Source organism: Microbulbifer agarilyticus (assembly GCF_019800665.1).
GTDB classification, from domain to species: Bacteria; Pseudomonadota; Gammaproteobacteria; order Pseudomonadales; family Cellvibrionaceae; genus Microbulbifer; species Microbulbifer agarilyticus_C.
This window is the reverse complement of sequence record NZ_JAHVKO010000003.1, coordinates 677870-692209: the sequence shown is the minus strand read 5'-3', so window position 1 is coordinate 692209 and position 14340 is coordinate 677870. Positions and strand designations below refer to the sequence as shown.

Here is a 14340-nt window from a genome sequence, read left to right as displayed (position 1 = left end):
TTTTTCTGCACACTTCTGACGCGGAATATTTTTCTCAAACACTCTCCATGCGCCACGCGCACTGACGTTTCTCATCCGTACTTTCACGCAACGAACGCACACCTCGTTCGCCATTTTCCCCGCTTCTGACGCCGCTTTTGGCACGCCTGTACCAAAGGCGCAATTTCATTCACGAATCGACTTGAACGGTGAAAAATTGTTCTAGGGTTGATAGCAAGCCTCTTGTTGATAGATGTATGTAGTTGTCAGGGAGGGCGTAGCCATATTCGGCGATCATTACCGGTATCAGGAGAGGTATACCATGGACAAAACCCGTCTTTCTCGGGCAATCAAGGGCGCAATCGCAGCTGCAGCCGTCGCATCCAGCTTTTCTACCGTTTCGTTTGCTCAGGATGCTCAGGCGCAGGTTGAGGAAATTGTTGTAACCGGTTCTCGCATTCAACGTGCGACGGATGCCAATAGCGCCACGCCCATCACCGTATTCGATGCGGCTGCACTGGAGCAGTCGGGCCAGACAACGCTGGAAGATTTCCTGCAAAACATTCCATCCATGACAGGTGGTCAATTGGGCTCTTCCGTGAACAACGGTAGTGCCGGTCTTTCAACCGTGTCGCTGCGCGGTTTGGGCTCAAACCGCACGCTCATTCTGATGAACGGTCGCCGGCTCAGCTCGTCTGCGGGCGCTACCGGCGTGGTGGACCTTAACACCATCCCCGTTTCAGTTATTGAACGCGTGGAAATTCTACGCGACGGTGCTTCCACCATTTACGGTTCCGACGCGATCGCTGGTGTAATCAACATCATCACCAAAAAAGGTTTTGAAGGGGCGGAGCTCACGGCGGAGTACGGCTCTTCTACCCACGGCGATGGTGACGAATATCTTGCAGCAATGACTTTGGGTGCCTCCAATGACAAAGGGCACGTAATGATCAACGCGCAATACACCAAGCGTGAACGAATCGGCCAGGGCGACCGTCGCTTCTCCGATTGTCCGCGGCGTGAAATTGGCGGTGACGTTCTTTGCGGCGGCAGCTCGACAACCACGCCAGCCCGTTTCTCACCAACCGCGAATTCTGATCAGCTGATTGTAGATCCGGTTACCGGTCTGGTGCGCGATTTCGACGCAGCCACCGATGCCTATAACTTTGCGGAAGTGAGCTACCTGATCACCCCGCAAGAAGTTGCATCCATGTATGGCTACGGCACCTACGAGCTGTACGACTGGAAAGACTTCACCGACATCAACGCGTTTACCGAGCTCTCTTTTGTAAACCGCCGCTCAGATCAGCTACTGGCTGCAGAGGGTACCTTCTGGGGCCCACTGGTACCCGTTAGCAACCCCTACAATCCAATCGGTGAACCGGTAAATATCGGTCGTCGTCTGGAAGAAACCGGCGGACGCGCATTCACCCAGGATCTGAACACCTGGCGTGGCGTTCTCGGCCTGGAAGGTGAATTCTGTAATGAATGGACCTGGGACCTTTCCTACAATTATGCGCGCTGGGTAGACTCCCAGATTGACCGTGGCCGCGGTAACACCGTCCGCTTTGGCAATCTGCTTGATCCCGCCCTGTGTGCGGAAGACCCGGACTGTGCCGCAGCCGTGGGGGCATCTGGCGAGGTCGCCTGGAACCCCTTTGCCGAAGGCACCCTAACTCCGGAGATGCAAAACTACGCTCTGGTAACCAATTCACCAGTAGAGCGCTCCACCTTGCGTAGCCTGCAAGCGAACCTGGTAGGTGACTTCGGTGACTGGTCTCTGGCCAGTGAAGGACCCGCCTGGGCAGTGGGCTATGAGCACCGTGCCGAGCGCGTGGAAATTGTTGCAGATGGTGCCGCGCAAATCGGCCAGATCTACTTTGTCAGTGGCGACTCCTGGGGTGGTAACTACAGCGTCGACGAGTTCTACGGGGAAGTGCGACTCCCTATCATGGACGGCGAACCCTGGGTCGAAGTCCTCGCAGTAGAGGCCTCCTTCCGCTATTCCGATTACAACACCATCGGTAGCGACACCACCTTCGGTGCGGTTCTGGAATATGCGCCGCTCGACGAACTGCGCTTCCGCGGCACCTACTCTGAGGGCTTCCGCGCACCTGGCCTGGACGATCTGTTCCTGCCGCCTACCGTGTCCGCAGAGTCCTATGCTGATCCGTGTAATGAATATGGTGCAGCAGATGATCCCAATGTCCGGGCTAACTGTGCTGCAGACGGCATTGCGCCCGGCACCACCATTTCGTCCACTCAGGCAACCGGTCTCTTCGGCGGTAACCCCGATCTGGCAGCGGAGAAATCCGATAGCTGGACGTTGGGTATCGTGTGGACCCCGTCCTGGACCGATGACATGGGCTTCACGCTGGACTACTTCGACATCAGCATTGACGACGCCATCGGTACCCTGACCACCGATACCATCGTGCAAGGCTGTTATGAAAGCCCCAACTTCAGCTCACCCCTGTGTGACCTGATCACCGGGGCACCGGCAGTAGGCACCAGCCCATCCGCAGGCGCACCCACACGACGCGCCTCCGACCTGACCATCGCCGGTCAGTTGTTGAACAGCCAGAACGTGGCCACCTTCGAAACCTCAGGTGTTGACCTGGGCTTCGATTACAGCGTGCCTGTAGGCCCAGGTGTGGTGACCGTAAACGCCACCGCCACCTACCTGCATGAGTGGAAATACCGCGGCAGCTCGGAAGATCCCACCATCGATCTGGCGGGTTACTTCTACGCCGACCCGGTAACCACCGCGATCGTGGCCTTCCCCGAGTGGAAGTTCTACGGCACCGTGGGCTACGAGTTGGATTGCTGGAGCGCCTTCACCACCATTCGTATGATCGGTGAAGTGGACGACTTCGATCCATCTCCACGCGACCTGGCCACCCAGATTGATAACACCTGGTATCAGGATGTGAACTTCAACTACTTCCAGTGGGAAGGTGTCACTATCACCGGCGGTATCCGCAACCTTTGGAACCAGCAGCCTCCCTATGTCACCAACTACGATGACATGAACACCCTGATGAGAAGCTACGACACCGTCGGTCGTTACTTCTACGGCGGTATTACCCTGCAGTTCTAAGGCTCTAGCCTCTCCTCCAAGCCCCGCCCTCATGGCGGGGTTTTTTATGCCGGTAAGCCCTCACTTCAAGCCATATTTCTCACCACCCCACCCCTGAACAAAACCGACTTTCCTGCCATAACACCATTTTGCGAAATTTTGTTTTATTTTTCTTGAGGAGGTTGACCTCTCGTCCGTCAAGCCTTTGTTGGGAGAGAAATGACCACTTGGGGGTAGTCATTTCTGTAAACGCCAAACCCGGCAATAAATATGAATCCAACGATCAGAGAGGATTTACAATGAATAAAAACTTACTGTCCTTGGCAATCACTGCTGCAATTGCAGTTCCAGCATTGCCTGCAATTGCCCAGCAAGATACGGAGCAAGATCAAAAAATTGACTCCGAGCTTGTAGAAGAGGTTGTTGTCACCGGTTCGCGTATCAAAAAACCAGACTTGGTTACCACCCGTCCTATTACTTCAGTTGACTCCGAATACTTGAAAGAACGTGGTATCACCAACGCCCAACAGGCGGTGGCAGACATCCCGGGCGTATTTGCGGCAGCCAACCCAATCATCGCTAGCAACACGGCTGCCAACTCCCAAGGCGTGGGCCAACGCACCGTCAGCCTGTTTGACTTGGGCTCTCAACGGACCCTGACGCTGGTCAACGGTGGCCGTTTTGTATCGAGCAACTCCCCATTTGGTGGCGCTGGCAACCCCGGCTCCCAGGTTGATGTGAACAACATCCCCGTATCCCTGATCGACCGTGTCGAGGTGGTCAAGGTGGGTGGTTCCGCTGTCTATGGCGCCGACGCCGTTGCCGGCGTGGTTAACTACGTGCTGAAAAAAGACTATGAGGGCGCCGAGCTGTCCATCGACAACCGCTCCATCGGCGGCGACCTCGGCAACGACACCTCTATCCGCGGCCTGTTCGGCGGCAACTTCGACAATGGACGCGGCAACCTGGCCGTCGCTGTCGAGTACAACAAGATGGACAACATCCTGTCCCGTGACGTCGATTCCCTGAGCACCGACGACTGGGGCTCCTTCACCCCCGCTCCGGGTGACGAAGTTGCAGATGCAAATGGCGACGTCTTTGGCGGTCAGGTTCGCCTTTACAAAGCGCCTCGCGCCGGCATCCTTTCCTTCAGCGGCCTGATCACACCGGGGCCAGTAGCCGTCACCAACGTCGGGCTCGGTTCCTGGAGCGACGGCAACTTCTACCAATTCGACCCGTCCGGCAGCGGTGCCATCACCAATTATGACCCGGGCGCACCCACCGGAAACTCGGTTTGGGCCTCTGGCGGTGACGGCCTCGACCTCGGTGCCACCAACACTGCACAGGAAGGCTACGAGCGCTGGAATATCGTTGCTCTCGGCAGCTATCAGCTGACAGACAGCATCAATTTCAGTTCGCAGATTTTCTCCAACGCCTCCAGCGCGGCCAACCCGGGCTACCAGGCGCTGCAGTACAATTCCGGTGTTTTCGGCGGTCTCGGCTACGCACTGGAGTTTGACACCAGCAACCCCTTCCTGACTGACGCCTCACGCCAGCAACTGGAAGACCTACTGGGCGGCCCTGGCACCTTCTATATGCAAAAGGGCTGGACCAATCTGGGCGCACGTGAGATCACCAATGAGTCCGAAACCACCAGCTTCCGCTTCGGCCTCGACGGCGACTTCACGTTCTTGGGCCAGGACTGGAGCTGGGACGTGGCCGCCCAGAAGGGCTGGAGCACTATTACCTCCTCCACCATTGGCCTTGATGATGCCAAATTCGTAGCCGCGCTGGATGCAGGCATCAACCCCAATACCGGTGAAATCGACTGCCGCTACAACTACGAAGCGGGTTACGCCGATGACCTGACCCCACAGGGCTCCGGACTGGTATCCGACGACAATCCGCTGGGCGGCGTGGGCAGCTGTGCACCGCTGAATCCGTTCGGCGAAGTGTCACCTGAAGCCTATGACTACATAACCTACAGCAATATTGGCCAATCCCGTATCGATCAGGAGATCTTCAGCGCATACCTTTCCGGCGACGCCATGCAACTGCCGGCCGGTGCACTGGGTGTAGCCATGGGCGTTGAATATCGCACTGAGGCCGCCGGCTTCACCGACGACGGAACCAGCTCCCTGCAGGGTCTGTCTGACGCGAGCCTGAAAGGTGAGTACGACACCCTCGATGGGTATGCAGAGGCTTACGTTCCAATCATCTCCGATGATATGGGCCTGCTGGGCCTGTACTCCCTGTCGATGGAAGGCTCTTACCGGGTGATGGAGAACAGTCGCTCTGGTGAGGACGACTCTTGGGCAGTTGGCATCAACTACCGCCCAATCGCCGACGTGATGATCCGCGGTAACATACAGGAGACCGTGCGTGCGCCAGCGGTAGAGGAATTGTTCCTGCCACAAGTGGAATCCGCCCAGTTCGCCACCGACCCCTGTGATGAGCGCAACTTGGCGAGCGGCCCGAATCCGGAGATTCGTCAGGCTAACTGTGCCTCCGAGGGTATCCCAACGGACTTCAGCAGTATCGCGCAGAACGCCTCTCGACGCGGCTTTAACGGCGGTAACCTGAACCTGCAAACGGAAAATGCCGAAAGCACCAACATTGGCATTGTCTACACCCCGTCCTGGTTCGAGGGCTTCGCAATCTCAGCGGACTACATTGAGATCGACATCGCCGATGCCATCGTGAGCTTTGAGCTGACCGACCTGATGAACGCTTGTTACGACGCTTCGGACTTCCCGAATAGCTTCTGTAACACATTTGTGCGTGGCTCCAACTTCCAGCTGCCTACTAACAACGCGTTCACTTCCGGATATGTCAACGCAGCGCTACGTAGCCTGCGAGCTATGCAGTACAACGCGACGTACGAGTCCAACATCAACGACATGCCGTTCATCGGCAACCTGATGGGTGAAATAGATGCCGGCTACTTCAGCGCAGATTTGAGTCTGTACAACCTGAAGAAGAACGAGACCTCTAACACCGGATTCGACTTCAACGATACTACCGGCCAGCACGACAACCCTGACTGGCGCGGTCGCCTGACCATGCGTCACCAGCTGGGTAGGCTGACCACTTTGGTGGATCTCGACTACGCTGCGCGCGGCGAGCGCAATGTGTTCCAGGCGGACCCGCTGCAGTACATCGACCAATCAGGCAATCCGTTTGATGAACTGCCGAGCCGCACTCTGGTCAACCTGGGCGCCAACTACGAACTGACCGAACAAACTACCGTTCGTCTTTTCGTAGAGAACGCTACAGGTTGGGAGCCTACTCCGGCAGAAACCGCGGTGGGTCGCTGGACTTGGGGTACTTCGTATACCCTTGGGTTCAACACCGCCTTCTAATTTGAAGCAGTGACCCGAAATGAAACCCAGCCTGGTAACAGGCTGGGTTTTTTATTGCCAAGTGAAGCACGCAAGTACCCCCCCGAAGAACGTGCCAACCAACGACCTATCTAAACTGCGTAAAGTTAAACATCGAACTATTTGTTATTTTTTAGGGAACCTGTTCTTTATCCCCCGCGTATATGCTGGAACGGAAATGACCACTTGGAGGTAGTGATTCCGCATTTCGCCGCACCAAGTGGCACACCAAATTACTCCAACGATCTTACGAGAGGATTTCCCATGAAAAGAACATTCTGTCCGCAGCTGTGAAAGGCGCCCTGAGCCTTACTGACGCCGTGATCATCGTTCCTCCCAAAATGAAGGCACTCTTAAAATGGACGGTATTGACCTCCAGGCGCAGTGGGGCATAGATGTGGGCCCGGGCCAGCTGCCCGTTGGCCTGAACTACGGCCACGTCATGGATTACACCCTGACCATGTATGGCGACGAAGATGAGCAGGTAGGTGAAGTGGGCTTCTTCGAGCACCAGTGGCTGGCAACCGTCAACTACGCCATGGACCGCTTGATCGTTCAACTGGAAACTTCCTACCTGAGCGATGCGTCTCCAGATCTGAGCAGCACGGATTTTGACTGCTCAGTCGGGGAGCATGTGAGCCACGACCTGTTCGCGTCCTGCCAATTCACCAATAACATCAGCGCAAACATCGGGGTGAACAACCTCCTCGACGAAGAAGCGCCGATCATCCTGTCTGGTGTGCCAGGTAACGTAACCGGTGCTGACACCAACGCCGCGGTCTACAACCCGATTGGCCGCAGTGGCCACATTGGTGTTTGCTTTAACTTCTAGGTTCTAGGTGTTTTCATCTCTTTAAGGCGGCTCTTGGGCCGCCATTTTTGTATCTGTACCTCGACTAAAAGCTCCTCCTTCATCCGGGCGCTATTCATCCCACAGGCTCTCACCAGAATTTCATACTTACTACCCGCCACTAGACACCTGTCTAACCTGCCATAACGATACTTTCAAAATTTTTATATTTTTTTTGAGGGAACTTATACCCCGTCCGTTAAATACATGTTGGGAAGGAAATGACCACTTGGGGGTAGTTGTTTCCGCACACGCCAAATCTGGCAAACAAACATAAATCCAACGATCAAGAGAGGATTTACAATGAAAAAGAACCTTCTTTCCGTAGCGGTTGCCGCTACGATCATGGTTCCAGCCCTGCCGGCCTTCGCGCAGGAAGATGCAACCATGGTTGAAGAGGTTGTTGTTACTGGTTCGCGCATTGCTCGCGACGACTTCAGCTCTTCCAGCCCAATTAACTCTTATGGTACTGAGGAATTGAGCAAAGCTGGCCTCGCCAGTGTTGACGAATTCCTGAAAGAAGACCCGGCATTTACCGGTTACCAAATGGGTACCTCTACCAACAACGGCAGCGCCACTGGTCAGAAAAAGATCGACATGCGTGGCCTGGGTTTCAACCGTACCCTGGTGCTGGTTAATGGCCGCCGCATGGCTGGCGACGCAACCGGTGACGGCGCTGTTGACATCAACAACGTACCTGAAGCCATGATTGAGCGCGTCGAAGTCTTGAAAGATGGCGCGTCTACCATTTACGGCTCCGACGCACTTGCCGGCGTTGTTAACTTTATCCTGAAAGATGATTTCGAAGGTTTCGAAGTCAACGCCAACCTGGGCGCGGGTACAGAAGACGGACAAGCCGAGAACAGCGGCTTCTCCATGCTGGCAGGCATTAATGGTGACCGCGGCAACATGATGATGTCCCTCGGTTACTCCGTACAGGAAGAAATGGTTCAGGCGGAACGCCCATGGGCTACTGAAGCCCTGTACCCGATCCTTCAGGAAGACGGCTCTTTTGAGGCTCAGGGCTCAGGCTCTTCAAACAGCCGGAAAATTCGTGTGCCGGGTGAGGGTAACTACATTTATGACTCCTCGATCGGTATGGCACGCGAATTCGCCTCTGGTGATGTGTACAACTATGCTCCGGTAAACGCCCTGATCACCCCGAACGAGCGTTGGCAATTTGGTGTACTTGGCAATATTGAAATCTCTGATGATGTAGAAGGCTATGTAGAAGCTATCTACACTCGCCGTACATCCCACCAGCGCCTGGCGCCTGATGCATCTTTCGCTGTAAGCTCGACTGTTGAAACTCCAAACAACGGTGCTCAGTGGAATGACTGGGTTCCTGCCAGCAACCCGTACAACCCCTTCGGTGTAAACGCCGCAGGTGAAGACGGTATCCTTGGCACCGCTGATGACATGAACGATCTGGGCATCTCAGACATTGGTGTACGCGTAAACCGTCGCTTCCAAGAGTCCGGCGGTCGTCTGTTCACCCAGGTTGCGGATTCCTACCGCATGGTTGCGGGCTTCAAAGGCAACATCGCGGATAAAGTTGACTGGGACTTCAGCTACACCTTCTCTGAAAACCAGACTTTCGACGAAACTACCAACTATGGCCGTTTCGATCGCTGGGCCATCATTGTTGATCCCGAAGCTTGTGCTGCGGATAGCGCATGTGCTGATGCGGGCGTACTGAACCCGTTCGGCGAATTCGGTAGCATTACTCCTGAGCAGATGGCCTACCTGAGTGCCAACTCCCTGAAAGACTTCTATAAGTCCCGTATGGAAGTGACCTCTTTGGCGTTTAGTGGCGACCTGTTCGAGATGGCTGGCGGCACTGCAGGTTGGGCCGTAGGATTCGAGAATCGCAACGAAAAAGGCCAGTATATACCTGACGAATTTGTTTCCGAGGGCCTTACCACTGGCGGTGCTGGTGACCCACTCGAGGGCGGATTCTCTGTCCACGAAGTGTTCGCAGAAACACTGCTCCCGGTTCTGGACAACCTGAGCTTGAATGCGTCTGTCCGCCATTCGGATTACAACACCTCTGCCGGTGAATCCACCACCTATAAAATTGGTGCTGATTATCAGCCTCTGGAAGATTTGCGTGTTCGCGCTGGCTTCGCCACAGGTTTCCGCGCTCCGAACATTTCTGAGCTAAATCAGGGTGATGCTGGTGGCTTCCCGATTGTTGAGCCTTTGTGTGAGTTTGGTGATCGTCGACTGGCATCTGGTGACATTTCCCAGACCATTTACGACAACTGTCAGGCTCTGGGCATCGACACTAGTGACGCAGGTGAACTGGGCTTTGCATGGCAGTCTTACTACGAAACTTCCGCTCCTAGCGAGCCTCTCGAAGCAGAAGAATCTGAATCCTTCAACGTAGGCTTCGTTTACACCCCGAACTTCGTAGACGGTTTGTCCCTCAGTGTTGACTACTGGAGCATTGAGATCGAAAACGTGATCGGCTCCGAAGACATCAACGATTTGATGTTTGCATGTATGAACTCTGTCGATCTCTCTCATCAGGCCTGTACTGTACTGTACGGCAGTGATGGTACAGAGCAGGGCAATCCATACCTGACCGCCTATGGTACCGCCCCCTACCCTGGTGATGCCTACGCGTCCTTCGGTAACCTCGGCACCCTTACCACCAGCGGCTTTGACTTTGCAGCCCAATACCAAGGCGACCTAAGTGTTGGCCCTGTGCAAGGCTACTCTGTAAGCTGGATGGGTACTCTGATGGACACCTACGAGCGCGCCTACCCGCTTGCAGGCACCCGCGAATTGGTTGGAACGGCTAACGGCTTTGCGGTATTCCCAGAATGGCGCATGAACACCACCGTAGGTGTTTACGGCGACAACTGGACTTTGGACTGGGATATGCGCTACATCGATGAAACTACCGATGCACTGCGCCCTGCCTCAGTAACCGATGACGCTGTTGCTGAAAGCATTGTCTATCATGACCTTATCGGCACCTATACTTGGCAAAATATTGACTTCTCCTTCGGTATCAACAATGTGACCGACGAAGATGCTCCGCGCTTCCATAGTGCGTTCAATGCCAACACCGAGCCGGGCATGTACGATGTAATCGGCCGTCGCTTCTTCACCGGTGCTAGCATTAAGTTCTAATACCGAAGAAAAGCGTATATTAAAGGGGCCCTTAGGGGCCCCTTTTTTTATTTGCGTAGCAACTTCAACTGAAAACCTTTATGGACACTCTAACCGCATTCCTTACCCTTCTATTTGTCATGGATCCACTGGGCAACATCCCAGTCTTTCTCGCAGCACTAAAAAATGTGCCGCCAAAGCGCCAGCTTTACGTCATTATGCGTGAGCTGATTTTCGCGCTGATCGTTTTACTGGTGTTCCTATATGCGGGCCGTTTTGTACTTGCGTGGCTCGGTTTATCTCAAGAAGCCATCCGTATCGCAGGCGCGATCATCCTTTTCCTGATTGCTATACGTATGGTGTTTCCGATTGAGGGCGGCATTATGGGGGAGCGACTGGAAGGAGAGCCATTCTTTGTACCGCTGGCGGTGCCCCTGGTCGCCGGCCCTTCCACCATGGCTATTTTGATGCTGATGACAAATAGTGAAGGAGAGCAACTCTGGAACTGGACGCTCGCCCTACTTGGCGCCTGGGGTGTATCGGCAGTTATTCTGTTAGCGTCATCGCCTCTAGCGAAACTGTTGGGAAATCGGGGACTGATTGCCGTGGAAAGATTGATGGGGATGGTCTTGGTAATGCTCGCCGTTCAGCTGTTCCTCGACGGTATCAAACAGAGCCTCAATTGATCCAACTGAATTCTGGGCGCGGGTATCGCGCCCGGTTGCTCGCTCCGTAAGTCCACCCTACTCATTACAGCTTCTACTGTTCCTAGAGCAATAACCGAACGCAATTCCGAATACACATCGCGAAAAGTTCACCTGCCAGTGGTTGCAACTGCGCAGCCTAAATCCTACAGAATTTAACCCCAGCGAGGCCCCATAAGACTGGAAATGGGCCAAAAATCATACAACCCCAGGCGCTGACCATTATTTGAACGAATCAACTCGAATTAGCCGATAGCCCATTCCATCCTAATTTCTATAAAAATTTAATAAACCCTAACAATCAAGACCAATAAATCAGGATAGACACACTTCTAGGGGGGATACTTTTTAAACAAGGCGGACATATAACAAACAAAACAGCTTAATTACCGTAGATACACTAATGTCACGTTAGTTCCATAAAATATTTTTGTCCTTTAAAGTCAGCTCGCACTCGATATAGAGCAACCAGATAAAAGTGCCTCTGAAAACATAAAGGACACATCTATGATCAAGACCAAGTTGAGTATCGCTATTGCGGCCTTCAGCAGTATCGCTGCCGCAGGCGTTTCCGCTCAGGAAAACGTCCCCGGCCCAGCCGTTGAGGAAGTGATCGTTACCGGTTCCCGCATTGCGCGTGACCCACTGTCGACCACCGGCCCAATTACCATCGTAGATTCCGAGGCGATCAGCCGCTCCGGTGTTGGCACCATTGACGAACTGCTGAACCAGCTGCCGTCCATGGGTACCACCGGTATCAACGCAAACGACAACAACGGTGGCCAGGGCCTGGCATTTGTTGACCTGCGTAACCTCGGTTCCGCGCGCACTTTGGTGCTCGTGAACGGTCGTCGCTTCGTATCCTCCGCTTCCGGCGTGAGCTCTGCGGTGGACATGAACAACATCCCCGTTGAGATGATCGATCGAATCGAAGTGCTGACCGACGGTGCGTCCGCGGTTTACGGCTCCGACGCCGTTGCCGGCGTGATCAACGTGGTCATGAAAGATTCCTTTGAAGGTCTGCGTATCAATGCCCGCGCCGGTGCAACTTCCGAAGGCGGTGGTGAGAACGGAGACATCTCCTTCACTTTCGGTAGCGAAGGCGATCGCGGCAGTTTCATCGCGAACATCAGCCACAGCCAGCGCGACGAAATCACTTACAACGACCGCGACTGGGCTGGCCTGACCAGCTCCATGGGCCCGAACGGCAATATCTTTACTCGCTACGGCGCCTTCAGTATCCAGGAAGACGGTGTAACCCTGGGCGATTACGCGGGCTACGACATTGGCCAGCACATGTGGCTGTCTGGCGCCATGGAGCGCTCCTCCGCGACCGCATCTGGTAAGTACTCCATCACCAACAGCGTTGAGCTGTGGGGTGAAGCAAGCTTCACAACCAAAACCACCAACCAGCAGCTGGCCGCACAGCCGATGTATGCCGGTAATGGTTTTAACCTGAATCCGGAAACGCACCTGCCTGAAGCCATCAAATCTCAGCTGCAGGATGCCTGGCAACAAGCCGACGATGCCTATCAGATCGAGCTGGCTGCGTATAACGCTGCAGTAGCGGAGTGGGAAGCGCAGGGCAGCCCGGAAGGCCTGGAGCCGACTGCTCCGGTTGCCGCCCACGGCACCGACTGGGTTGATGGTTTCTCGGATTTCCGTATTCGTCCGGTTGACGGCGGCACCCGCTCTTACGAGCAGACCACCGACACCTACCGTCTCGCCACTGGCCTGAGCGGTGATTTCTCCAACGGTTGGAGCTGGGACACCTTCGTAAGCTACGGCAAAAACGAAGGTAACAACGTCACCCTGAACTCCTACAACAAAACCAAGCTGGATGAAATCTTCAGCGGTGAAGCGGGCCTCGATTTTGATTTCGCTGGTGGCATGAGCCCCGAAATCATGGATTACTTCCGCTACGACGACCGTGAAAGCAACTCCTACGAGCTGCTGAATGCAGGTGCGTCCCTGTCCGGCGATATCGATGCTATCGAATTCCAGGGCGGTGCACTGGGCTTTGCAGCGGGTGTGGAATACCGCGAGGAATCCGGTGAGTTCAACCCGTCTCCGGAAACCCAGAGCGGCGAGACCTTTGGTAACCAACAAGACGCCACCGGCGGAGAATACGACGTTACCGAGGTATTTGCGGAATTCAATCTGCCGATCCTGCAGGGTGCGAAATTCGCAGAAGAGCTGACTGCTGACGTGGCGGTGCGCTACTCCGACTTCAGCACCTTTGGCGGCCAGAGCACCGGCAAAGTCGGTCTGGTTTACGCGCCGGTTGAAGATGTGCGCTTCCGCACCAGCTACTCCACTTCGTTCCGTGCACCGGGTATCTATGAACTGTTCAGCGGTTCTGCGCAGAGCTACGAGTACCTGATCGATCCGTGTGACACCAGCTCGTCCAACACCGACGGCCAGGGTGAAAACTGTGGCATGGTCGGTGCAGGCTTCACCCAAGCCGGTAACCAGGTTCCCACCAACATCGGTGGTAACGAAGAACTGACCCCTGAAGAAGCGAAAACCTTCACCGCAGGTATCGTGTGGACCCCAAGCTTCGTAGATGATCTGTCCATCACCCTGGACTACTACGACATCAGCATCGAGGACGCGATTACCTCGCCGGATCTGCAGCGCATCCTGGATGACTGCTTCCGCGATGGCATCGCAAGCGCGTGTCAATTTGTTACCCGTGGTGCTGGCGATCAGATCGTTGCGCTGGAAGGTGCGAAGATGAACATCGGCCAGGTTGACACCCGCGGCGTAGACGTCGACATCGTACACAACCTGCACTTCGATGCCGGCCGTCTGGGCCTGCGCGCTCAGGCTTCCCGTCTGCTGGAGTACAACGAGTACAACGAGCAGTCCGGTACCGAGTCCGACTACCTCGAGTATGTAGGCACTACCGGTGGCCTGTACGTGAAATGGCGCGGTCTGGCCAGCGCCACCTGGTACGGCAACGACTGGGATATGGGTGCGGAAATGCAGTACTTCGACGATGGCTACAGCCCGTACAAGCCGGTTAAGTCCATGACTTACCTGAACCTGCGTGCAGGCTGGGATATCAATGAAGGCACGCGTCTGTCTGCCGGTATCGACAACGTGGCCGACAAGGCACCGGAAGACACCTCCGGCTACAACGACTGGAACAGCTTCTACGACTTCCAGGGTCGCTACTTCTGGGCTGGTGCTTCTTACCAGTTCTAAGTCGCGCGTTTAATGTTG

6 protein-coding genes are annotated in these 14340 nt (G+C 55.0%); all 6 read left to right on the top strand.

Annotated features, from left to right (window positions below; all coding sequences use genetic code 11):
* Nucleotides 1-301: 301 nt before the first annotated feature.
* The 6 genes from KUV22_RS08575 (at nucleotide 302) to KUV22_RS08550 (ending at nucleotide 14322) form a co-directional block, all read left to right on the top strand.
* On the top strand, nucleotides 302-3079 hold the full coding sequence (locus KUV22_RS08575; RefSeq protein WP_222230144.1) for a TonB-dependent receptor plug domain-containing protein: 2778 nt from the start codon (nucleotides 302-304) through the stop codon (nucleotides 3077-3079).
* Nucleotides 3080-3357: 278 nt separating this feature from the next.
* Nucleotides 3358-6420 (top strand): TonB-dependent receptor, encoded by a 3063-nt coding sequence (locus tag KUV22_RS08570; RefSeq protein ID WP_222230143.1) that lies wholly within the window; start codon nucleotides 3358-3360, stop codon nucleotides 6418-6420.
* A gap of 376 nt (nucleotides 6421-6796) precedes the next feature.
* Nucleotides 6797-7270, top strand: a complete 474-nt coding sequence (locus KUV22_RS08565) for a hypothetical protein (RefSeq protein WP_390625249.1) — start codon at nucleotides 6797-6799, stop codon at nucleotides 7268-7270.
* A gap of 321 nt (nucleotides 7271-7591) precedes the next feature.
* The gene (locus KUV22_RS08560) at nucleotides 7592-10429 is read left to right on the top strand and encodes a TonB-dependent receptor plug domain-containing protein (RefSeq protein WP_222230142.1); all 2838 of its coding nucleotides are present in this window, start codon (nucleotides 7592-7594) and stop codon (nucleotides 10427-10429) included.
* An 80-nt stretch (nucleotides 10430-10509) separates the two neighbouring features.
* Entirely contained in the window at nucleotides 10510-11094 is a 585-nt protein-coding gene (locus tag KUV22_RS08555; RefSeq protein WP_010133659.1) for a MarC family protein, read from the top strand.
* Between the two features lie 525 nt (nucleotides 11095-11619).
* A complete protein-coding gene (locus KUV22_RS08550) occupies nucleotides 11620-14322 on the top strand; it encodes a TonB-dependent receptor plug domain-containing protein (protein WP_222230140.1) in 2703 nt (900 codons plus the stop codon).
* The last annotated feature ends 18 nt before the right edge of the window (nucleotides 14323-14340 follow it).